Annotated in this window: 16 protein-coding genes; 11 read left to right on the top strand and 5 right to left on the bottom strand. The window is 73.1% G+C overall.

Annotated features, from left to right (window positions below):
- The first annotated feature begins 101 nt into the window (after positions 1 to 101).
- Positions 102 to 1,007, top strand: a complete 906-nt coding sequence (locus tag ACWGI6_RS36085; RefSeq protein WP_453271413.1) for a DNA-3-methyladenine glycosylase family protein — start codon at positions 102 to 104, stop codon at positions 1,005 to 1,007.
- Positions 1,008 to 1,026: 19 nt separating this feature from the next.
- On the opposite strand, the gene ACWGI6_RS36080 is transcribed toward ACWGI6_RS36085, so the two are convergent.
- From ACWGI6_RS36080 to ACWGI6_RS36070, 3 genes are read right to left on the bottom strand one after another with little or no spacing between them, the layout of a single operon-like run.
- Positions 1,027 to 2,358, bottom strand: a complete 1,332-nt coding sequence (locus ACWGI6_RS36080; RefSeq protein ID WP_453271412.1) for a coenzyme F420-0:L-glutamate ligase — start codon at positions 2,356 to 2,358, stop codon at positions 1,027 to 1,029.
- The gene (cofD, locus tag ACWGI6_RS36075) at positions 2,355 to 3,311 is read right to left on the bottom strand and encodes a 2-phospho-L-lactate transferase (RefSeq protein ID WP_453271411.1); all 957 of its coding nucleotides are present in this window, start codon (positions 3,309 to 3,311) and stop codon (positions 2,355 to 2,357) included. The genes ACWGI6_RS36080 and cofD overlap by 4 nt, the downstream gene beginning before the upstream one ends.
- A gap of 33 nt (positions 3,312 to 3,344) precedes the next feature.
- Positions 3,345 to 3,932, bottom strand: a complete 588-nt coding sequence (locus ACWGI6_RS36070; RefSeq protein WP_453271410.1) for a cysteine dioxygenase — start codon at positions 3,930 to 3,932, stop codon at positions 3,345 to 3,347.
- A 702-nt stretch (positions 3,933 to 4,634) separates the two neighbouring features.
- Here ACWGI6_RS36070 and ACWGI6_RS36065 point away from each other — a divergent pair.
- The 3 genes from ACWGI6_RS36065 to ACWGI6_RS36055 all read left to right on the top strand — a co-directional run bounded on the left by ACWGI6_RS36065 (position 4,635) and on the right by ACWGI6_RS36055 (position 10,638).
- Positions 4,635 to 4,898 (top strand): WhiB family transcriptional regulator, encoded by a 264-nt coding sequence (locus ACWGI6_RS36065; protein WP_003983763.1) that lies wholly within the window; start codon positions 4,635 to 4,637, stop codon positions 4,896 to 4,898.
- A gap of 317 nt (positions 4,899 to 5,215) precedes the next feature.
- Entirely contained in the window at positions 5,216 to 9,055 is a 3,840-nt protein-coding gene (locus tag ACWGI6_RS36060) for a glycosyltransferase (protein WP_453271409.1), read from the top strand.
- Positions 9,052 to 10,638, top strand: coding sequence for a DUF5719 family protein (locus ACWGI6_RS36055; RefSeq protein WP_453271408.1), 1,587 nt, complete (start codon positions 9,052 to 9,054; stop codon positions 10,636 to 10,638). The genes ACWGI6_RS36060 and ACWGI6_RS36055 overlap by 4 nt, the downstream gene beginning before the upstream one ends.
- 33 nt (positions 10,639 to 10,671) lie before the next feature.
- Here ACWGI6_RS36055 and ACWGI6_RS36050 read toward each other — a convergent pair whose 3' ends face one another.
- Complete coding sequence (locus ACWGI6_RS36050; RefSeq protein ID WP_453271407.1) at positions 10,672 to 11,130, bottom strand: metallopeptidase family protein; 459 nt, start codon at positions 11,128 to 11,130, stop codon at positions 10,672 to 10,674.
- Between the two features lie 259 nt (positions 11,131 to 11,389).
- On the opposite strand from ACWGI6_RS36050, the gene ACWGI6_RS36045 reads away from it, so the two are divergent.
- From ACWGI6_RS36045 to ACWGI6_RS36020, 6 genes are all read left to right on the top strand, one after another.
- Positions 11,390 to 11,836, top strand: a complete 447-nt coding sequence (locus ACWGI6_RS36045) for a DUF3499 domain-containing protein (RefSeq protein ID WP_393908205.1) — start codon at positions 11,390 to 11,392, stop codon at positions 11,834 to 11,836.
- A 176-nt stretch (positions 11,837 to 12,012) separates the two neighbouring features.
- Entirely contained in the window at positions 12,013 to 13,371 is a 1,359-nt protein-coding gene (locus tag ACWGI6_RS36040; protein ID WP_453271406.1) for a phosphomannomutase/phosphoglucomutase, read from the top strand.
- 168 nt (positions 13,372 to 13,539) lie between these two features.
- A complete protein-coding gene (locus ACWGI6_RS36035) occupies positions 13,540 to 13,722 on the top strand; it encodes a Trm112 family protein (protein ID WP_453271405.1) in 183 nt (60 codons plus the stop codon).
- Between the two features lie 72 nt (positions 13,723 to 13,794).
- Positions 13,795 to 14,931, top strand: a complete 1,137-nt coding sequence (locus tag ACWGI6_RS36030) for an SIS domain-containing protein (RefSeq protein ID WP_453271404.1) — start codon at positions 13,795 to 13,797, stop codon at positions 14,929 to 14,931.
- Between the two features lie 114 nt (positions 14,932 to 15,045).
- Entirely contained in the window at positions 15,046 to 16,269 is a 1,224-nt protein-coding gene (gene manA / locus ACWGI6_RS36025) for a mannose-6-phosphate isomerase, class I (protein ID WP_453271403.1), read from the top strand.
- 167 nt (positions 16,270 to 16,436) lie between these two features.
- Positions 16,437 to 17,396 carry a cation diffusion facilitator family transporter gene (locus ACWGI6_RS36020; RefSeq protein WP_453271402.1) on the top strand — a complete coding sequence of 320 codons (960 nt, stop codon included), beginning with the start codon at positions 16,437 to 16,439 and terminating at the stop codon, positions 17,394 to 17,396.
- 257 nt (positions 17,397 to 17,653) lie between these two features.
- Here ACWGI6_RS36020 and ACWGI6_RS36015 read toward each other — a convergent pair whose 3' ends face one another.
- The gene (locus ACWGI6_RS36015; protein WP_453271425.1) at positions 17,654 to 19,882 is read right to left on the bottom strand and encodes a fructose-specific PTS transporter subunit EIIC; all 2,229 of its coding nucleotides are present in this window, start codon (positions 19,880 to 19,882) and stop codon (positions 17,654 to 17,656) included.
- Between the two features lie 522 nt (positions 19,883 to 20,404).
- On the opposite strand from ACWGI6_RS36015, the gene ACWGI6_RS36010 reads away from it, so the two are divergent.
- Positions 20,405 to 21,072 (top strand): adenosylhomocysteinase (locus tag ACWGI6_RS36010; protein ID WP_453271401.1); only part of this gene is annotated, 668 nt, incomplete at its 3' end.

Genomic DNA, 21,072 nt, shown 5'->3' with positions numbered 1-21,072 from the left:
ACGGGGGCCTGCCCCCGTCCTGACAGGCCGGTCACCGGCGTCCCGCCCCCGTTGTCCACAGGCCCCGGCACCGCCCCGGCCGCATCGCCTAATCTGGCCGCATGCCCGCCCGCACCTGGCTTCCGCCCGGCCCGTTCGACCTGCACCGCACGCTGGGTGTGCTGCGGCGCGGTCCCGGCGACCCCGCGTTCGCGGCGCGCGGCGGCGAGCTGTGGCGGGCCTGCCGTACGCCCCAGGGCCCCGGCACGCTGCGCGTCGCGGCCCGCCCGTCCGACGGTGGCGTCGAGGCCGAGGCCTGGGGCCCGGGCGCCGACTGGCTGCTGGACCACCTGCCCGACCTGCTGGGGGAGTCCGACGACCCGGCGGAACTGACCGCCCGGCACCGCATCGTCCATGAGGCCCGCCGCCGCCACCCCGGCGTCCGGCTCGCGCGGACCGGTCTGGTCCTGGAGTCGCTGATCCCCTCGGTCCTGGAGCAGAAGGTCACCGCCGACGAGGCCTACCGCGCCTGGCGGCTCCTGCTCCAGCGGCACGGCGAGCCCGCCCCCGGCCCCTGGGAACGGATGCGGGTGATGCCGGACCCGCGCGGCTGGGCGCTGATCCCCTCCTGGGAGTGGCACCGCGCGGGCGTCGACGCCAAGCGCTCGTCCACGATCCTGCGCGCCGTGCGGGCCGCCCGCCGGATGGAGGAGGCCGCGCGGATGGATCTCGCGGACGCCACCCGCCGGCTGACGGCGATACCGGGCATCGGCCCCTGGACGGCCGCCGAGACCCTCCAGCGCACCCTCGGCGCACCGGACGCGATCACGGTCGGCGATCTCCATCTGCCGAAGATCATCGGCTATGCCCTCACCGGCCACCGCGGCACCACCGATGAGGAGATGCTCGAACTCCTCGCCCCGTACGAGGGCCAGCGGCACCGCGCGGCCCGGCTGATCCTGCTGTCCGGCCGCGTCCCGCCGCGCCGCGCCCCACGGTTCCCCGTGGGGGACATCGCCCGGCTCTGACTCCGCGGCGAAGGCAGGATCAGCGCACGACGACGAAGTCGTCGGCGGTCCGCGCCGGACGGGGCGCCGGTGCTGCCGCCGGATGTCCGACGGCCACCGCCCCCATCGGCTCCCAGTTCTCGGGGAGCCCCAGCACCTCGCGGACCACGTCCCGGCAGAACATCGTCGACGAGATCCAGGCGGAGCCCAGGCGTTCGCCCGCCAGCGCGACCAGGAAGTTCTGGATTCCCGCGCCATGGGCCACGACGAACATCTCGCGCTCCGCGGCGCTGCGCCGCGCATCGGGGTAGCTGTGCGAGCCGTCCATCACCATGCACGGCACCGCCAGATATGGCGCGGTACGCAGCACGTCGCCCCGCCGCACCCGCTTGGCGATGGACTCCTCCGACTTGCCGTCACCCCGCAGATCCTCGATCCAGGCGTCCCGCATCGCGTCCAGGAGCCGCACCCGCGCCTGCGGCGACTCCAGGAGGACGAACCGCCACGGCGTGGTGTGATGCGGCGCCGGGGCCGTGAGCGCCGCCGCCACCGCGCGCCGGACCGCCCCCGGATCGACCGGCTCGGTGCGGAAGGCGCGCACCGTACGCCGCGCCGTCACCGCTTCCCGTACGGCCTCCGAGGTGCCCAGCCGGAACATGTCGTCCTCGGCGCTGCGCACCATGACGCGTGCCCCGGCGCCGTCGCCCGCCTCCTCGACGACATGGGGGAGCCCGCGCACCAGCGCGACCGGCAGCCCGGCGGCCTTCCCCTTCACCAGGTCGCCCGCGGCGGCCAGTTCGTCGGCGGTGGCCACCACCGTCGCGCTGAGCGGATTGCCGTACGTGTCCGTGCCGCCGCGCAGATCGTCCAGCACCCGCACCCCGGCAGCCCCGATGGCGACATCGGTGAGGCCGTTGCGCCACGGCCGCCCGAAGGTGTCGCTGATGACGACGCCGACATCGACGCCGAGCTCGGTGCGCAGGCCCGCCCGGAGGGCGCGCGCCGAGGCGTCCGGGTCCTCCGGCAGCAACAGCACCGTTCCCGACGGGGTGTTGGAGGCGTCCACGCCGGCCGCGGCCATCACCAGGCCCTGCCGGTTCTGCACGATCCGCAGGGGGCCGCGCCGCGCCACCACCCGCACCGTCTCCCGGTCGATCGCCGCCTCGCGGTCGGTGGCCTCGACCACCCGGCCCTCGGCCTTGCTGACGATCTTCGAGGTCACCAACAGCACGTCACCGTCGGCGAGTTGGGGCAGACCCTCGGCGGTCGCCGCCGCGGCGATCAGCTTGACGAGGTCATCGCCGGGCCGCACCTCGGGCACGCCCGGAAGCGCCCACACCCGGAACGCGGGCACCTCGGTGGCGCCGTTCACGCCCGGACCTCCTCGGCCATGGCCAGTGCCTCGCGCACCATCGTGGTCGTGGCGTCCAGGTCGGTCATCATCAGTGGCACGGCCCGGCAGCGGATCCCGGCCGACTCGACCTCGGCCACGGCATCCGCGTCCACGGAGTCGACCAGCCAGCCGTCCAGCAGCCCGGAGCCGTAGTGGCGGGCGACGGCCGCGGCGGTCGCCTCCACGCCCACCGCCGCCAGCACCTTGTCGGCCATCCCGCGCACGGGGGCGTCGCCGACGATCGGCGAGAGACCGATCACCGGCACCCCGGCGTCCGCGATGGCCTCACGGATGCCCGGCACCGCCAGGATCGTCCCGATGCTGACCACCGGGTTGGACGGCGGGAACAGCACCACATCCGCCTCGGCGATGGCCTCCAGTACGCCCGGTGCGGGCTTGGCCTGGTCCGCGCCGACCGGCACCACGGCATGCGCCGGCACCGAGGCACGCAGCCGCACCCAGTACTCCTGGAAGTGGACCGCCTTGCGCTCGCCCATCTCGTCGATCGCGACATGGGTCTCGACCCGGTCGTCGGACATCGGCAGCAGCCGCACTCCGGGATTCCAGCGTGCGCACAGCGCCTCGGTGACGGCGCTGAGCGGATATCCGGCGCCCAGCATCTGGGTCCGCACGATATGGGTGGCGAAGTCCCGGTCACCGAGCCCGAACCACTCGGGGCCGACGCCGTAGGCGGCCAACTCCTCCTTCACCCGGAAGGTTTCGTCGGTGCGGCCCCAGCCCTGCTCCTCGTTGATGCCACCGCCGAGCGTGTACATCACGGTGTCGAGGTCGGGGCACACCTTGAGCCCGAACAGATGGATGTCGTCGCCGGTGTTGCCGATGACGGTGAGGTCCGCGTCCGGAGCCGCTGCCTTCAGTCCCCGCAGAAAGCGGGCGCCGCCGATACCGCCGGCCAGAACCACGATTCGCATGGCCCCAGCATGGCAGGGGCGCACGACCGGTTGTCAGGGGGCCAGCACCTCGGACGCGGCGGCCGCGCCCCCGGAGACCGACGCCTGACTGGGGTGCATCGGCATATTGGTCAGGCCCGGGAAGTAGATGTGCAGGCTGACGGCGGGGGCCAGCGCGTCGTTGACGACCTCGTGGACGTAGCCGGGTGCGAACACCCGCTGGGCGCCGGCCGCGAGCGTACGGGGTCCGGTCCCGGCGTGCTCGGTCAACTCGCCTTCCAGGACGGTCAGCACACCGGAGGACGCCCCGTGGTCGTGCCGGCCGCTGCCCTGGCCCGGCACCCAGCTCAGCAGCCACACCTCGTAGCCGATCGGGGCCTCCCCTGCGTATGGGGGTCCCCCCTGCTCGAGCGGAGCCGAGAGCTTGGGGGCGGAGCCGAGAGCCTGGGGAACCGCACGCAGCCGGTGATACCAGCGGGACGTGGTGTCGTAGCGGACGAGCGGCGCCCATGCGGCGCGGTCGGCGGCGATCGAGCGGGCCAGCCCCGCGAAGCCGGCGACGGTGGACGGGTGCGAGGCAACGGGCGGCAGCAGGTGGGGGATGGCGAGCGGGTCGCCGGCGATCTGGACGTCGCTGTTCATGGGGGTTCGGGTTCCTCGGCCAAGGCGCTGGGGTCCCAGCCGTAGCTGGGGGAGGACTGCGGCACGGCGCTGGCTCTCCCTGTGGGGGGCACGGCGCGGCGACGCGGAGCAGGGGCGCTGCGGGGTGGTGCGAGCGAAAAAGCTGGAGCTCAGTGGCTTCGACAGCTGGAACAGCGACAGCGAGCCTGCGCAGCGCAGAGCGACCCGTAGGCACGGGTCAGTCGGAGCGCGGGAGTCACTGGCATGCGGTCCAGGAGACCGGGTTCACGCCGCGATGTCAACTGGATGACTGGTTTGCCGTAAATCTTTCACCTCATCCGGTTACTCCGCCCGGAGAAAGGTTTGTGCAGCTCTCGACGCGGAGACATCGACCGGCAACCGCACCTCCAAACGCCGCTGCGGTCCCGTGATCCATCTGTGATCTTCCCCGCTTCGGCGCGCGCGGTGCAACGTGAATGCCGCCTGATCGCGTCTTGGTGAGCAACGAGGATGTGCCGGGTGGCACGCCCGGGGAAGTGTCCTGGTTTTTACAGATTTGAACACTTTCCGCATACGCTTGGTTCCGCCGAGTGAATAAGAGGCCCAATAGCAGATCTCGGCTTGACTGGCCCGGATCACCACACTTGTAATTTCACTCGTGTCGTTCAGCCGAAATCGATCACGGCTTGATCACGGGGACGTAAAGACAGACGAGGGGCGCACATGACCGAGCTGTTCCAGGAATTGCTGGTCGAGGAGGCGGATGAGGAGCTCGGCTGGCAGGAGCGCGCACTGTGCGCCCAGACCGACCCCGAGTCCTTCTTCCCGGAGAAGGGTGGCTCCACCCGCGAGGCCAAGAAGGTCTGCCTCGCCTGCGAAGTCCGGTCCGAATGCCTTGAGTACGCGCTCGCCAACGACGAGCGCTTCGGCATTTGGGGCGGCCTGTCCGAGCGCGAGCGGCGCCGACTGAAGAAGGCTGCCGTCTGACGATGACAGGGCAGCCCGCCGGACCGACCGGGCGCGGCTTCATGGACCACGTCGCCGCACCACCTCAACTCCCCATATCCCCCTATAGCGAACACTCCGCCTCCAGCGACCTGCGCGCCGGAGGCGGACTGCTGTGTACGGACCCGGTCGGGGCACCGGCGCGAACCATTAGTGTGGGGCCCCGTCCGAGATGCGCCGCCGCCCTACAGGGCGCGCGCGTCGCCTCGTAGTCCGTCGCAGTGTCTTCCGGGGGGCGGGGGCCCAGCGCGACTTCGCCGCGGGTCCCGAACTCCCGGGTCCGGAGGGCCCGTACCTCGATGTCCGTGCACAGCCAGTCGGCGGCCCAGGCCGCCTCATATGCAGCCGCCACCCCAGAGTTCCCGCGGCACGTCGTCACCGCCGTGATCGTCTCCCATGACGGTGCCCGCTGGCTGCCCGAAGCGCTCACCGGCCTGCTCGGCCAGGAGCGCCCGGTGCAGAACGCCATCGGCGCCGACACCGGCAGCGCGGACCACTCCGCCCAGCTGCTCGCCGAGGCCATCGGGGACCAGCGGGTGCTGCACCTCGCCCGCCGCTCCGGGTTCGGCACCGCCGTCGACGAAGCCGTCCGTACGGCCCCCGAACTCACCCCCGACGACCTGCCGTACCTGCGCCGCCCCAGCGGCTGGGACCCGGTCAGCCGCACCTGGCGCGACGAGGCGTACGAGATGCCGGAGCTGCCGCACGGCGAACCGGTCCAGTGGCTGTGGCTGCTGCACGACGACTGCGCGCCCGAGCCGGATGCGCTCGCCGAGCTGCTGCGGGTCGCCGACGCCAGCCCCTCCACGGTGATCGTCGGCCCCAAGCTGCGCAGCTGGTACGACCGCCGGCAGCTGCTCGAAGCCGGTGTCAGCATCGCCCGCAGCGGTCGCCGTTGGACCGGCCTGGACCGCCGCGAACAGGACCAGGGCCAGCACGACCAGGTACGCCCCGTGCTGTCCGTCTCCACCGCCGGCATGCTCATCCGCCGTGACGTCTACGAGGAGTTGGGCGGCTTCGACCGCCGGCTGCCCCTGATGCGCGACGACGTCGATCTGTGCTGGCGTGCCCAGGCCGCCGGCCACCAGGTCCTGGTCGCACCGGACGCGATCCTGCGCCATGCCGAGGCCGCCGCCCGCGAGCGCCGTCCCATCGACTGCGTCGGCCGCTCGGTCGCCAACCCGCACCGGGTCGACAAGGCCGGCGCCGTCTACACCCTGCTCACCAACACCCGTGGCGCGATCCTCCCGTACGTCCTGCTGCGGCTGCTGCTCGGCACCTTCCTGCGGGTCATCGCCTACCTCGTCGGCAAGGTCCCGGGCCAGGCGCTCGACGAACTCGCCGGACTCTTCGGCACCCTGCTGCGGCCCGGCAAGATCCTCGCCGCACGGAAGAAGAGAGGCCGCCCCGCGGTCGATACGAGCGAACTGCGGCCGCTCTTCCCGCCGCCCGGCGCGACCGTGCGGGCCACCGTCGAACAGGTCGCCGGCAACCTCGCCGGGCGCGCCGCACCGGATGTGGCCTCGGCCGGCCGGCACGGCGCGGTCGAGTCCGGGCCCGGCGGCGACGACGCCGACTTCCTGGAGATCGAGCAGTTCGCCCGGCTCAAGCGGATCGCCCGCAAGCCCGCACCGCTGCTGTTCTTCGTCCTGCTGCTGGTCTCGTTGATCGCCTGCCGCGGGCTGCTCGGCTCCGGCGCGCTCACCGGCGGTGCGATGCTGCCCACGCCGGGCAGCGTGTCCGACCTGTGGTCGGCGTATCTCGACAGCTGGCATGCGGTCGGGGTCGGCGGCAGCGCCTCCGCGCCGCCCTACCTGGCGGTCGTGGCCCTGGTGTCGAGCATCTTCTTCGGCTCCACCGGCTTCGCCGTCACCCTGCTGCTGGTCTGCTCCGTCCCGCTGGCCGGCCTCACCGCCTACTTCACCTCCCGCCCGCTGGTCGCCTCCCGGCTGCTGCGGGCCTGGGCGAGCATCGCGTACGCCTTCCTGCCCGCGGCCGCCGGTGCGCTGGCCGGCGGCCGGCTGGGCACCGCGGCCCTCGCCATCCTGCTGCCGCTGATGGCGCGCGCCGCCGTCGCGGCGAGCGGACTGCGGCTGCCGGCCGGAATCCGGCCCAGCTGGCGTGCCACCTGGGCGTATACGCTGCTGGTCACCTTCACCATGGCCTTCACCCCGGTCGTCTGGCCGATCGCGGTGCTGCTCGGTATCGGCCTGCTGGTGCTGCGCTTCGTCGACGGCAGCCGCGACCAGCTGGTCGCGTACGGGCTGCGCTTCCTGGTCGTGGTCCTCGCGCCGCTCGTCGTGCTCGCCCCCTGGTCGCTGTCGCTGCTGACCCGGCCGTCCCGCTTCTTCCAGGAAGCCGGGCTCGACTACGGCGCCGGCTCCGCCTCCGTGCTCGACCTCATCGGGCTCAGCCCCGGCGGCCCCAAGGCCATCGGCGGGGTGCTGCTGTTCGGCATCGTGCTGGCCGCGCTCGCCGCGACGCTGCGCGACGGGCGGCAGCGCGCGATCCGTACCGCCTGGGCGGTGGCCCTGACCGGTCTGCTGCTCGCGGCGCTGGGCAACGGCTCCGGCTGGACCGGGCCCGCGATGCTCGTCTACGGCCTGGCGCTGCTGTGCGCCGCCGTGATCGGCGCCGAGGGCATCCGCACCCGGATGGCCAGCCTCGGTTTCGGCTGGAAGCAGCCGGTCGCCGTGCTGATCGCGCTGGCGTCCGGGCTCGCCCCGCTCTACGCCGCGGCCAGCTGGATGATCACCGGCGCGGCCGGTCCGCTGGAGCGCCGCACCCCGGAGCAGGTCCCGGCCTTCGTCGCCGAGGAGTCCGGCACCGCCGACCGGGCCCGCACCCTGGTCCTCGACGGCAAGCCGGGCCATGTCGACTACTCCCTCGTCCGCGGCTCCGGCGCCCGGCTCGGTGACGCCGATCTGGCCGCCGAAGCGGGCGAGGACAAGCGGCTCGGCGGCATCGTCGCCAACCTCGTGGCCGGCTCCGGCGCCGACCAGACCAACCAGCTCGGCGGCTACGCGGTCCGCTACGTCCTGGTCAGGGACGGGGCGCCGCGCGAAATGGGCCGCGTACTGGACTCGACCCCGGGCCTGACCCGGCTCAGCCAGGACGACGGCAGCGCCCTGTGGCGCGTCGACCGGCGGGTCTCGCGGCTCTCGATCGTCGCGGGCGAGGCCAAGGACGGCACCAGCGCCGGTGAGGCCGCCGCGCCCATCGCCGTACCGTCCGGCCCCGTCGAGGCGCACACCAAGGTGCCCGGCGGTACCGACGGCCGGGTGCTGCGTCTCGCGGACACCGCCGACGAGGGCTGGCAGGCCACGCTCAACGGCACCCCGCTCAAGCCGCTGACCGTCGACGGCTGGGCCCAGGGCTTCGCGCTCCCGGCGGGCGGCGGCACCCTCGACCTCACTCACGAGAACCCGATCGGCCACACCCTCTGGGTGTGGGCGCAGGGCCTGCTCGCCGTCGTCCTGGTGGTCCTGGCGCTGCCGGGCCGCCGCCGGGAGATCGACGACGACCTGCCCGAGGACGCGGCCGCGGCCCAGGCCGCGGCCCAGGCCGGCGACGGCCGTCGCGCCCGGCGCCTGCGGGCCCAGGCCGAGGCCGCCGGTGCTCCCGAGGCGGCCGGCGTCGGCATCCCCGGGGCCGGGCCCGGAGAGCAGCCGTTCGACCCGGCGGCCGACCCGGCGGCCGCGGCGGTCCCTGCCCAGGGCGCGGCCCCGGAGGGCACGCCCCAGGCCGTTCCGCCCATGGGGGACGCCGACCCGTATGCCGACCCGTACGGGGCGGTGCCGCAGCAGCAGTCGTACGACGCCTGGCAGGCCGTCCAGCAGGGCGGACCCGTTGTGCCGGGCCACCCCGGCGAGCAGCAGCCCTACGTACCCGCCGACCCCTACCAGGCCGGGCAGTACGGTCAGCAGCCCTACCCGCCGGCCGACCCCTACCAGGCCGCCGACCCGTACGCCGCTGACCCCTACCAGGCGGGTGCCTACGACCCGTACGGGTACGGGCAACAGCAGCAGTACGGCGACGGCGGGCCGCAGCACCAGCAGCCCTACGACGACGGCACCGAGTACCCGGGGTACTCCGGCTCCTACCCCGAGCCGCGCCGTGACGGGAGCGACCAGCAGTGAAGCGCACCATGATGTCCCTGATCGGCGTGGCCGTGGCGCTGGCCGCCGTCTCCGGCGTCGCCGCCGTGGCCGGCCCGGACGGCGGCGACCTGGACGCGCCCCGCGGCGGCACCCGGCTGCCCGTACAGCGCTCCGCGCTGCTCTGCCCGGCCCCGACCTCCTCCGAGGTCGGCGAGACCGCCTACACCGCCTTCGCCCCCGCGGGAGCCGCCGCCGGCGCGGACGGCAAGAAGGGCACCGCGCAGCTGCTGCCCGCCGGGACCGTCAAGGACGCCGGCGGCGCGGGCGACGGCAAGGGCAGGAAGCACTCCAAGGGCGGCAAGGACAGCGGTGCGGACTCCGCCGCCGGGCAGACGACCGTCGCCCCGCGCGACACCAAGCCCGTCGTGCCCCTCAAGCGGGCCGGCCTGCCGGTCTCCACGACCACCGACAGCCCCGACGCCCCCGCCCTGGTGGGAACGGCGGACGGCACCCTCGCCCCCGGCTGGACCGTCCAGCAGACCACCTCGGTCGCCGCAGGCGCCGGCCGCGGCCTTCTCGGCCTGGGCTGCACCACCCCCGACACCACGTTCTGGTTCCCCGGCGTCAGCACCGCCAACGACCGCCAGGACTATGTCCACCTCACCAACCCCGACTCGACCCCGGCCGTCGTCGACCTCGAACTGCGCGGCAAGGACGGGGCGTTGGGAGGCTCGGCCGGTGAGGACATCACCGTCCCGCCGCACACCACGGTCCCCGTACTGCTCTCCACCCTGACCAACTCCCCCACCACCAATGCGTCCTTGCACGTCGTCGCCCGTGAGGGCCGGGTCGGCGCCGCCGTCCAGGCAAGCGACAGCAAGCTCGGCAGCGACTGGCTGCCGGCCGCCGCCGACCCGTCGCCGCGCGTGGTGCTGCCCGGTATCCCGAAGGACGCCACCTCCGTCCGGCTGGTCGCCCTCGCCCCCGGTGAGTCCGACGCCGACCTGAAGGTGCAACTGGCCACCCCGACCGGGCTGATCACGCCCGCCGGTCTGGAGACCCTGCACCTCAAGAGCGGGATGACCACGGCGGTGGACCTCAAGAACCTGACCAAGGGCGAGGCCGGCTCGCTGGTGCTCACGCCCTCCGACAGCGGCTCCAAGGTCCCGGTCGCGGCCGCGCTGCGGGTGACCCGCGGCAAGGGCGGCAACCAGGAGATGGCGTTCATCCCCGCGACCCGGCCGGTCGAGAAGCGCGCCTCCGCCGTCGACAACCGCGGCAAGGACAGCACCCTCTCGCTGGTCGCGCCCGAGAAGGGCAAGGACGCCAAGGTGAAGGTCACCGCGTCGGCCGGCAGCGGCGGCGGGACCCCGGTCACCAAGACGTACACGGTCAAGGGCGGCACCAGCCTCGACGTCGCCCCGCCGCGCCCGACGGGCCTGAAGGGGAGCTACGCCCTGACCGTGGAGCCGGAGTCCGGCAGTGGCCCCGTCTACGCCGCCCGGATGCTCTCCCGGCCCCAGGGCGGGGTGCCCGCCTTCACCGTCCAGCCGCTGCCCGACGACCGGGGCTCGGTCCTCGTCCCGACCGCGGGCCAGGACCTGTCGGTCCTCACGAATTGAGCGCGGACGCTCCCACGGACCCGCGCGGCGGCCTCACTCCTGGCCGTAGCGCGGGTCCACCGACTCCGGGGCCAGCCCCAGCAGTTCGGCGACCTGCTCGACCACCACTTCATGGACCAGCAGCGCCCGTTCGTCACGGCTCTTCGTACGGATCTCCACCGGCCTGCGGTAGATCACGATCCGGTCGCGATATCCGCCCGCGGCCGGCACCACCCGGCCCAGCGGCACGGTCTCCTCGTCGGCCGCCGCATCCGGCCCGTCGTCGGGGCCAAAACCCGGCACGTCCAGGACCAGGAAATCGACCTGGGAGAGCTGCGTCCAGCGCCGCTCCAGCCGGTCCCGGGAGTCATAGACAAGATCCACGAACGCGTCGGCGCGGGTCACCGACAGCGGCACCTGGGGCGGCGCGATCGGGCCGCGCATGCCGCGGCCGTGGCGGTCGCGGCGGCGGAGCCGCGGCTGTGCCGGTCGGGGAGGTACAGGACTGTCCATCAGCATCGAGCGTAGCCGTCGAGCGCCGCCCGGCACCGGGGAGCGCGACAAGACGCGGCATGTCGTCGGCTGACCGGACCTGTCCGCGTTGAGTTCGTTTGCCTCCCCGCATGAGATCGCAGATCGACCCCGGAATGGCCGGAAATGCATCGAGTCGGGACAGGATTCCTTGCCCCGCGCGGTCCGCCCCGGCGCACCCGGCCCAGGTCAGGTCGAGCGGGTGCAGGTCAGACGCATCGGACGAAGCGGGACGACACGGTTGGGTGAGCCGGGGGAGAGTCGTCGCGGCCCGCTCAAGAGTGCGGTACCGTCCAACGTCGTGAGCCCTGTACGTCGCTGTTCGCGCACTGCGTGCGGCCGCCCCGCCGTCGCAACGCTGACGTACGTCTATGCGGATTCGACCGCCGTGCTCGGACCGCTCGCCACCTACGCCGAACCGCACTGCTACGACCTGTGCGCCGAGCACTCCGAGCGGCTGACCGCGCCCCGCGGCTGGGAAGTTGTCCGCCTCGCCCTCGACTCGGGCCCGCCCCGCCCCAGCGGCGACGATCTCGAAGCCCTGGCGAACGCCGTACGCGAGGCGGCCCGCCCCCAGGAACGCGCCGCCGGCGCCGTCGGCTCCTCCCGCCCCGGCGACCGCGACACCCACCCCATGGAAGTCGCCCGCCGAGGCCATCTACGAGTACTGCGCTCGCCGGATTCCTGAGCGGGGGCGGGGTTTGGGCCCCTGACCGCCGGCCCGCCGGGGACGGCGCCGCGGCCTGCGCGCGACGGAATGGATCAACAGCCGCGCCGCACCCGGCAATGGCAGGGATGCACGGCCCACCTACAGAGTCGCCCGGTAGGTTGGGAGTCCGTAGAGACTCTCCAGGAGGGCTGGCTGTGACTGATCTGTCGCAGATCGTGAAGGCGTATGACGTACGCGGCGTCGTCCCCACCCAGTGGGACGAGACGCTGGCCGAGCTGTTCGGGGCGGCCTTCGCCGAGATCACCGGCGCGGACGCGATCGTGACCGGGCACGACATGCGGCCCTCCTCGCCCGGCCTGTCCGGCGCCTTCGCCCGCGGCGCCGCGGCCCGCGGCGCGGACGTCACGGAGATCGGTCTCTGCTCGACCGACGAGCTGTACTTCGCCAGCGGCGCACTCGGCCTGCCCGGCGCCATGTTCACCGCCTCGCACAACCCCGCCCAGTACAACGGCATCAAGATGTGCCGGGCCGGCGCGGCGCCCGTCGGCCAGGACACCGGTCTCGCCGATATCCGCGCGCTGGTCGAGCGGTGGTCGGACGAGGGCGCCCCGGAGCCGGTCGCCGCACCGGGCGGCATCTCGCAGCGCGACGTCCTGAGTGACTACGCCGCCCACCTGCGCGGCCTGGTGGACCTGAGCGGCATCCGCCCGCTGAAGGTCGTGGTGGACGCGGGCAACGGCATGGGCGGGCACACCGTGCCGACCGTCTTCGAGGGCCTGCCGCTCGAACTGGACGCGATGTACTTCGAGTTGGACGGCTCGTTCCCCAACCACGAGGCCAATCCGCTGGATCCGAAGAACATCGTCGACCTCCAGGCGCGGGTGCGCGAGACCGGCGCCGACCTGGGCCTGGCTTTCGACGGCGACGCCGACCGCTGCTTCGTCGTCGACGAGAACGGCGACCCGGTCTCCCCGTCCGCGATCACCGCCCTGGTCGCCGCCCGCGAACTGGCCAAGCACCCCGGCGGCACGGTCATCCACAACCTGATCACCTCCTGGTCGGTGCCGGAGGTCGTCAAGGAGAACGGCGGCGAGCCGGTCCGCACCCGCGTCGGGCACTCCTTCATCAAGGAGGAGATGGCCAAGTCCGGCGCGATCTTCGGCGGTGAGCACTCCGCGCACTACTACTTCCGCGACTTCTGGAACGCCGACACCGGCATGCTCGCCGCGATGCACGTCCTGGCGGCCCTCGGCGGCCAGCAGGGCCCGCTGTCGCAGCTGGTCGCGCAGTACGACCGGTACGCGGCCTCCGGCGAGATCAACAGCACCGTCGACGACCAGACCGGCCGGCTCGCCGCGATCAAGGCGGCCTACGAGGGGCGCCCGGGCGTCACCATCGACGAGCTGGACGGACTGACCGTCACCGCCGGCGACTGGTGGTTCAACGTGCGCGCCTCCAACACCGAGCCGCTGCTCCGGCTGAACGTCGAGGCCCGCGACACCGCGACCGCCGACCGGGTCCGCGACGAGGCACTGGCGATCATCCGGGCCTGAGTCCCGGCACCCCGGGGCCGCCCGTGCACCGGAGGCCGGCCCGTGGATGGCGGGCGACGACGACGGAATCCTCGCCGCCCGCCACCCCAAAACCCCTCCGAGCACGCCTCCGCCCCCCGCCCGGCGGTACGCTGGCCAGGCCGCAACCGCCCCGAAGGAGCACCCTCCATGCCGGTCGACGCCAGCTTGATCCAGATCCTCGCCTGCCCGGCGTGCCATGCCCCGCTCGACGACCGGACGGGCGACGACCCTGCCGAGCTGCTGTGCACCTCCGGCGAGTGCGGCCTCGCCTATCCCGTCCGGGACGGCATCCCCGTACTCCTCGTCGACGAGGCCCGCCGCCCCGCCTGACCGGGCGCCGCCGGGCCCGTCCCGGCACCGCCCGTACCCCGCCCGTACCGGCGATCGGAGGCCGCGCCCACCATGCTCGACGAGTCACTCCTCGACACCCCTGACGCACTGGCGGGCGCCGACCGCTTCGGTCTGCTGCGCGGCGTCGCCGAATCCGGCGCCCGGGTCCGTACCGCCGCCCGCAGCGCCGCCGAATCCGGCATCCCCGAACTGACACCCGACGGGCGGCCGCGCGCCGTGCTCGTCGCCGGGCCCGGCCCCGCCGCGGCCGGTGTCGCGGACCTCCTCAGGGCGCTCGGCGGGGGCAGCTGCCCGGTCACCCTCATCCCGCCCACGGGAGTCGCCCCGCTGCCCGGCGCGCTGCGCTGGACCCTGCCCGGCTGGGCCGGGCCCCTGGACCTGCTGCTGCTCCCCGGCCCGGACGCCGCCGACCCCGGCCTCGCCGAGCTGGTCGAGCAGGCCTACCGCCGCGGCTGCGCCGTCGTCGCCGTCACCCCGGCCGGCGGCCCGCTCGCCGACGCCGTCATCCAGGCCCGCGGCCTCGCCGTCCCGCTGGCGACCACCCCCTACGACGCCGAATTCGACGTCGAGGGCGCCCCGCCGGCCGCCCCCGGCACCCTCTGGTCGGTGCTCATCCCGCTGCTCGCGCTCGCCGACCGGATCGGCCTGCTCAGCGCCCCGCCGGAGGCCCTGGGCAAGCTCGCCGACCGCCTCGACCAGCTCGCCGAACGCTGCGGCCCGGCCATCCCGACGTACACCAACCCCGGCAAGACACTGGCCGCCGACCTCGCCGACGCCTTCCCGCTGATCTGGACGGAAGGCACCATCGCCGGTGCCATCGGCCGGCACTTCGCCACCGAGCTGGCCGGGCTCGCCGGCCGCCCCGCGCTCGCCGCCGAGCTGCCCGAAGCGCTCACCACCCACCGCACCCTGCTGGCCGGTGCGCTGGCCGCCGGCGCCGACCCGGACGACTTCTTCCGTGACCGGGTCGAGCAGCCCGCCGCGATGCACGCGAGAGTCGTGCTGCTGCGCGAGGAGGAGCCCGGCCCGCTGTCCGCCACCCGCGCCGCCCAGGCGCTCGCCGAGGAGCGCGACATCGCCGTCAGCGAACTGGAACCGGACACCGGCAGTGATCTGGAGAAGGCCGCGGAGCTACTCGCCATCGTGGATTTCGGCGCCGTTTACCTGGCGCTTGCCGGCACCGAGTGATCATTGACGGCCGGCCCGCACCCGCAGGCCGGCCGCATGACTGCGCAGCCACGCACCCGCGGGCCGGCCGCATGACTGCGCAGCCACGTACGCCCCTCAGGAAGCAGTAGCCCCATGGACCGCCTCGCCAACACCGTGCGCCCCTATGCGTGGGGTTCCACCACCGCCCTCCCGGAGCTCCTCGGCACCGCACCGACCGGCGAGCCGCAGGCCGAGATGTGGATGGGAGCCCACCTCGGCGCCCCCTCCCGCATCGACCGCGGCGCGGGCCCCGTCTCCCTGGCCGAGGTGATCGACGCCGCCCCCGAGACCGAACTGGGCGCCGACACCGTCCGCGCCTTCGGCCCCCGGTTGCCCTTCCTGCTCAAGCTGCTCGCGGCCGGCTCGCCGCTCTCCCTCCAGGTCCACCCCGATCTGGCGCAGGCCCAGGAGGGCTTCGCCGACGAGGAGCGGCGCGGCGTCCCGATCGACGCCGGCCACCGCAACTACAAGGACGCCAACCACAAGCCCGAGCTGATCGTCGCGCTCACCCCCTTCGACGGCCTGTGCGGCTTCCGGCACCCGGCGCAGGCCGCCGACCTCCTGGCGGGCCTCGGCGTCGACGAGCTCAAGCCGTACGTCGACATCCTGCACGCCAGCCCGGAGGAGGACGCGCTGCGCGAGGTGCTCACCGCCGTACTGGGCGCCGAGCACCACGCGATCGCCGGCACCGTCGAGCGGGCGGCCGTCGCGGCTGATCGGCTGGCGGCCGAGGGCGGCCCGCACGCCGAGGACTACGCCGCATACGCCGGCATCGCCCACCACTACCCGGGCGACCCCGGCGTGCTCGCCGCCATGCTGCTCAACCACGTCCAACTCCAGCCCGGCGAGGCGCTGTTCCTCGGCGCCGGCATTCCGCACGCCTATCTGAGCGGCCTCGGCGTCGAGCTGATGGCCAACTCGGACAACGTGCTGCGCTGCGGTCTGACCCCCAAGCACGTCGACGTACCGGAACTGCTACGGGTGGTCCGCTTCGAGGCCGGCGACGCCGGGGTGCTGCGCCCCGAGGCGGTGGACGGCGAGGAGGTCTACGAGACCCCCATCGACGAGTTCCGGCTCTCCCGCTTCGCCCTGGCCCCCGGCGCCGCACCGCGCCCGCTCGTCTCCCGTACGCCGCAGATCCTGCTGTGCACGGCGGGGACGGTCCGGCTGCGGGACGGCGGGGACGGTGGCGCGGCCGGTGACGGGGACGGCGGCGAATTGACCCTGTCATCCGGTGAGTCCGCATTTGTACCGGCTGGTGAGCGCCTCACGCTCGCCGGGGAGGGCACGCTCTTCCGTGCGACGGTCGTGGCCTAGGTGTTCCCAGCCCCGCGCGGCGGTCGTTGCGGGCGGCGCGAGGGCGCGCGCCGGGAGCGTCCGCCAGGTGGCCTCCTGGCGGCTGCCGGCTGCGGGGCTGCAACAATGACCGCCGCGGCATTAAAGCAGCGGTAAAGGCCGGACGACGGAAGGGACATGCGGCACTTATGAGCGCATCAGGCGGGACTAAGGCGATCGTTGCGGCGCTGGGCGCCAACCTGGCGATCGCCGCAGCGAAGTTCGTGGCCTTCGCCTTCAGCGGCTCGTCCTCGATGCTGGCCGAAGGCGTGCACTCCATCGCGGACTCCGGCAACCAGGGACTGCTGCTGCTCGGCGGCAAGAAGGCCAAGCGCGCGGCGACCGCCGAGCACCCGTTCGGCTACGGCCGCGAGCGCTACATCTACGGCTTCCTCGTCTCCATCGTCCTGTTCACCATCGGCGGCGTCTTCGCGCTCTACGAGGGCTACGAGAAGATCCACGAGCCGCACGCGCTGGACAACTGGTTCTGGCCGGTCGGCGTCCTGGTCTTCGCCGTCATCGCCGAGGGCTTCTCCTTCCGTACGGCGATCAAGGAGTCCAACGAGCTGCGCGGCAAGCAGACCTGGCCCCAGTTCGTCCGCCGCGCCAAGGCGCCCGAGCTGCCGGTCGTGCTGCTGGAGGACTTCGGCGCGCTGGTCGGTCTGGTGCTTGCGCTGGGCGGCGTCGGCCTCACCGTCGCCACCGGTAACGGCATCTGGGACGGCATCGGGACCATGTGCATCGGCGCGCTGCTGGTGGTGATCGCCCTGGTGCTGGCCGCCGAGACCAAGTCGCTGCTGCTGGGTGAGGCGGCCGGCCCCGAGCAGATCGCCAAGATCCGCGAGGCGGTCGTCGACGGCGAGGTCGTCACCCGCGTCATCCACATGCGGACGCTCCACCTCGGCCCCGAGGAACTGCTGGTCGCCGCCAAGATCGCGGTCAGGCATGACGACACCGCCACCCAGATCGCGAACGCCATCAACGCCGCGGAGGCCCGCATCCGCGAGGCCGTGCCGATCGCCCGGGTCATCTACCTCGAGCCGGACATCTACGACGAGGCCACGGCCGCCGCGGGCGCCGAGCCCTCGAAGGCGCCGGGCGGGAACTGAGCCCCGCGCCATGCGCCGGGCGGGCACGGACCCGCCGCAGGCGCGACATCGGACGCAGACAGGCCCCCGCACTCAGCGAGTGCGGGGGCCTGGTGCTGCTGCATGCTGCCGCAGTCGGCCAGTCGGCCAGTCGGCCAGTCGGCCAGTCGGCCAGTCGGCCAGTCGGCCAGTCGGCCAGTCGGCCAGTCGGCCGGCGAGCCGGTCCGGAGGCCGCCCGGGAGCGCAGACCCGGCAGCCCTCCGGACCCCGGCCGGCGGCTACCGGATCTCCGCCAGCACCCGCAGGATCGCCGCCTCGTCCGGTGCCCCCTGCAGCCGGGCCCGGAAGTCCGCATCCATCAGCTTCCGCGACAGCAGCGCCAGGATGCGCAGATGCTCGTCCCCGGCCGCCGCCTCCGGCACCGAGATCATGAAGACCAGCTTGGCGAGCGTGCCGTCCGGCGAGCCCCAGTTGATACCGTCCGCCGACCGCGCGAAGCCGACGACCGGAGCGGTCACCGCATCCGTCTTGGCGTGCGGAATCGCGATCTCCTCACCGAGTCCGGTGGTGTCCTGCGCCTCACGCGCCAGCGCCACCCGGACCAGCTCGTCGACGTCCGCCACCCTGCCGGTGCCGGCCGCCAGCTCGGCCATCTCCCGGATCGCGGCCTCCTTCTCGCCGGCGTCGAGCTGCGTCTTGACGGTCTCCCCGGTGAGATAGCCGGAGAGAACCTCGACGGCGGAGTCGCTCCCGCCCCTGCCGCCGTCGGCACCGTCCGCCCTGCCGCCGTCGGCACGATCCCCTCTGACATCGTTGCCACCGGCATCGGAGACAGCGCCGTCCGGGCCCTGTTCCGGGGCAGTGGCCGGTACGGGGACCACGGCAACCGCCGCGGCTGTACGGGACGCGTCACCGGCCTCGCCATCAGCCCCGGCACCCGCACCGACCACCGCGCCCACGGGCTCCGCCACCACCGACGCCACACCGTTGTCCGTCGTGCCGGCGGCATCGACGGTGACCCGGGCGTCGGCCGCACCACCGGCGGCAGCCATGACATCGGCACCGGCCCCGGCCGCCCGCACCCTCACGGCCCCGCCCTTCTTCCGCTCCGACACATCCACCAACATCACCGTCGTCAGTGCCGTGACCACCGCGCCGGCCACCACGGCGACGAAGAACATCGGCACCCCGTCGACCGCACCCAGCACCGCCACGATCGGCCCGCCGTGCGGCACCGCGTCCGCCACCCCGGCCAGCCCCGCAAGGGCGCCAGCCACCGCGCCGCCGAGCATGTTCGCCGGGATGACCTGCGCGGGCCGCGCCGCGGCGAACGGGATCGCGCCCTCCGAGATCCCGAAGAGCCCCATGAACAGCGCCGCCATCCCCGTCTCCCGCTCCTGCTCGGAGTACAGGCGCCGACGGATCAGCGTGGCCAGCCCCTGCCCGAGCGGCATCACCGGGATCGCGGCGGCGCACATCCCCATGACCGTCTGGTTTCCGGAGGCGATCAGGCCCGAACCGAACAGAAACGCCGTCTTGTTGACCGGCCCGCCCATGTCGAACGCGATCATCAGGCCGAGGATCGCCCCCAGTGCGATCGCACTGGTCCCGGTCATACCACTGAGCCAGCCGGTGAGATGGGTGAACACCCACGAGATCGGCTTGCCCAGGACATGGACGAAAAAGAGCCCGAGTGCGGTCGTGGCCACGATCGGGATCACGATGATCGGCATGATCGGCCGGACGAACTGGGGGACCTTGACCTTCTTGATCCACACGACCAGGTACCCGGCCAGAAAGCCCGTGACGATGCCGCCGATGAAGCCGGCACTCGCGTCCTTCATCCCGTACAACTCGCCGTGGGTGGCGATCCAGCCGCCGATCATGCCCGGGACCAGCGCAGGCCGGTCACCGATCGCATAGGCGATATAGCCGGAGAGGATCGGCACCATCAGCTGGAAGCCGATCGTGCCGACGTTGTTGACGTCCTCCCAGAACGAGCCCGGGTCGATCTTCAGCCCCTCGGGCGTCGGATGGCCCCCCATCACCAGCGAGATCGCGATCAGCAGACCGCCGACCACCACGAACGGGATCATGTAACTGACGCCGTTCATCAACGCCTTGTACGCGACGCTGCGCCCCCTGCCGCCACCGGTGCCGCCGGAAGCCGCCGCCGAGCCGGTGCCCGCACCGGCTCCGTCCCCCTCCGCACCCCCGTACACGGGCGCGCTCTGCACCCGTTCGATCAGCTGCTCCGGATGCCGGATGCCCTCGGCCACCCCGACGGCCAAGACCCTCTTGCCGACGAACCGGCTGCGGTCCACTTCCTTGTCCGCGGCGATGATGACGCCATCCGCCTCTCTGACATCGTTGTCAGACAGTACGTTCTCGGCCCCGATGGATCCCTGCGTCTCCACCTTGATCTCATGCCCGAGTGACCGGGCGGTCCGGGCCAGCTTCTCCGCGGCCATGTACGTGTGGGCGATACCGGTCGGGCAGGCGGTCACTGCGAGCAGTTTCAGCCCCTGCCCGCTCCTCCCCGCACCCTTGGGGGGATCAGCTGGAGTGGTGGTCACGTGGCTCTCCTTACGAACGTGCGCGCGGCCGTGCAACTGTTCCCGCGCTGCCAGGCATCCTGCATGACGTCACAGCGCGCGCCAAGCCCTCCGGGGCCGCGGCCCCCACAGCCGGAACGCGGCCCTCCGGCGCCCCGAACCCCGGCCTTCACGGCCCGTCCCGGCGCCCTCCCTGGCCGGTACCGCACCGAACCGGCCCCTCCGGGCTGGGGTTCACCGGGCCGATCGGTGTAGATTCGTGACCAGTGCCAGACGTCGCTGCTGATGGCGGTCGGGCGGTCCGCACCGCGGACCGGCCGAGGGAGAGAGGGCCTCCGACGGACTGCGCTGCGGCCAGGGGGAGGGGTGCGTCCGCTTCCGCGTACGCTCGTATTCGCCCCGCATACCGCTGGGGCCCCGGCCCGCGCCGCAGACTGCCAGCCCATCCACCTCGACGCTCGAGGAGCAGCCCGCATGACGACAGCAGCCACCGGCCAGGACTTCAAGGTCGCCGACCTGTCCCTCGCCGCTTTCGGCCGCAAGGAGATCACCCTGGCCGAGCATGAGATGCCCGGTCTGATGGCGATCCGTAGGGAGTACGCCGATGCCCGGCCGTTGGCCGGTGCCCGGATCACGGGTTCCCTGCACATGACCGTGCAGACCGCCGTCCTGATCGAGACCCTGGCCGCCCTGGGCGCCGAGGTCCGCTGGGCGTCCTGCAACATCTTCTCCACCCAGGACCATGCTGCCGCGGCGATCGCGGTGGGTGCGGAGGGTACGCCCGAGGCGCCGCGGGGCATTCCGGTCTTCGCCTGGAAGGGCGAGAGCCTGGAGGAGTACTGGTGGTGCACGGAGCAGGCGCTGACCTGGCCCAACTCGCCCACCGGCGGCCCGAACATGATTCTCGACGACGGTGGTGACGCCACGCTGCTGGTGCACAAGGGCGTGGAGTACGAGAAGGCCGGCAAGGTTCCGGGGGTGGAGAGCGCGGAGAGCGATGAGCACCGTGCGGTCCTGGAGCTGCTGACCCGTACGCTGGCCGAGGCGCCGCAGAAGTGGACGAATCTGGCGTCGGAGATCCGCGGGGTCACCGAGGAGACCACGACGGGTGTGCACCGTCTGTACGAGATGCACCGGGACGG

Source organism: Streptomyces sp. NPDC054786 (genome assembly GCF_053611685.1).
This window is presented reverse-complemented; position numbering and strand designations above follow the sequence as displayed.

What these genes read in the sequence shown, in the direction of transcription:
- ACWGI6_RS36020 (WP_453271402.1), top strand. Translation starts at nt 16,437, where the DNA reads ATGAGCGCATCAGGCGGGACTAAGGCGATCGTTGCGGCGCTGGGCGCC.
- ACWGI6_RS36065 (WP_003983763.1), top strand. Translation starts at nt 4,635, where the DNA reads ATGACCGAGCTGTTCCAGGAATTGCTGGTCGAGGAGGCGGATGAGGAG.
- ACWGI6_RS36070 (WP_453271410.1), bottom strand. Translation starts at nt 3,932, where the DNA reads ATGAACAGCGACGTCCAGATCGCCGGCGACCCGCTCGCCATCCCCCAC.
- ACWGI6_RS36085 (WP_453271413.1), top strand. Translation starts at nt 102, where the DNA reads ATGCCCGCCCGCACCTGGCTTCCGCCCGGCCCGTTCGACCTGCACCGC.
- ACWGI6_RS36050 (WP_453271407.1), bottom strand. Translation starts at nt 11,130, where the DNA reads ATGGACAGTCCTGTACCTCCCCGACCGGCACAGCCGCGGCTCCGCCGC.
- ACWGI6_RS36030 (WP_453271404.1), top strand. Translation starts at nt 13,795, where the DNA reads ATGCTCGACGAGTCACTCCTCGACACCCCTGACGCACTGGCGGGCGCC.
- cofD (WP_453271411.1), bottom strand. Translation starts at nt 3,311, where the DNA reads ATGCGAATCGTGGTTCTGGCCGGCGGTATCGGCGGCGCCCGCTTTCTG.
- manA (WP_453271403.1), top strand. Translation starts at nt 15,046, where the DNA reads ATGGACCGCCTCGCCAACACCGTGCGCCCCTATGCGTGGGGTTCCACC.
- ACWGI6_RS36060 (WP_453271409.1), top strand. Translation starts at nt 5,216, where the DNA reads ATGTCCGTGCACAGCCAGTCGGCGGCCCAGGCCGCCTCATATGCAGCC.
- ACWGI6_RS36035 (WP_453271405.1), top strand. Translation starts at nt 13,540, where the DNA reads ATGCCGGTCGACGCCAGCTTGATCCAGATCCTCGCCTGCCCGGCGTGC.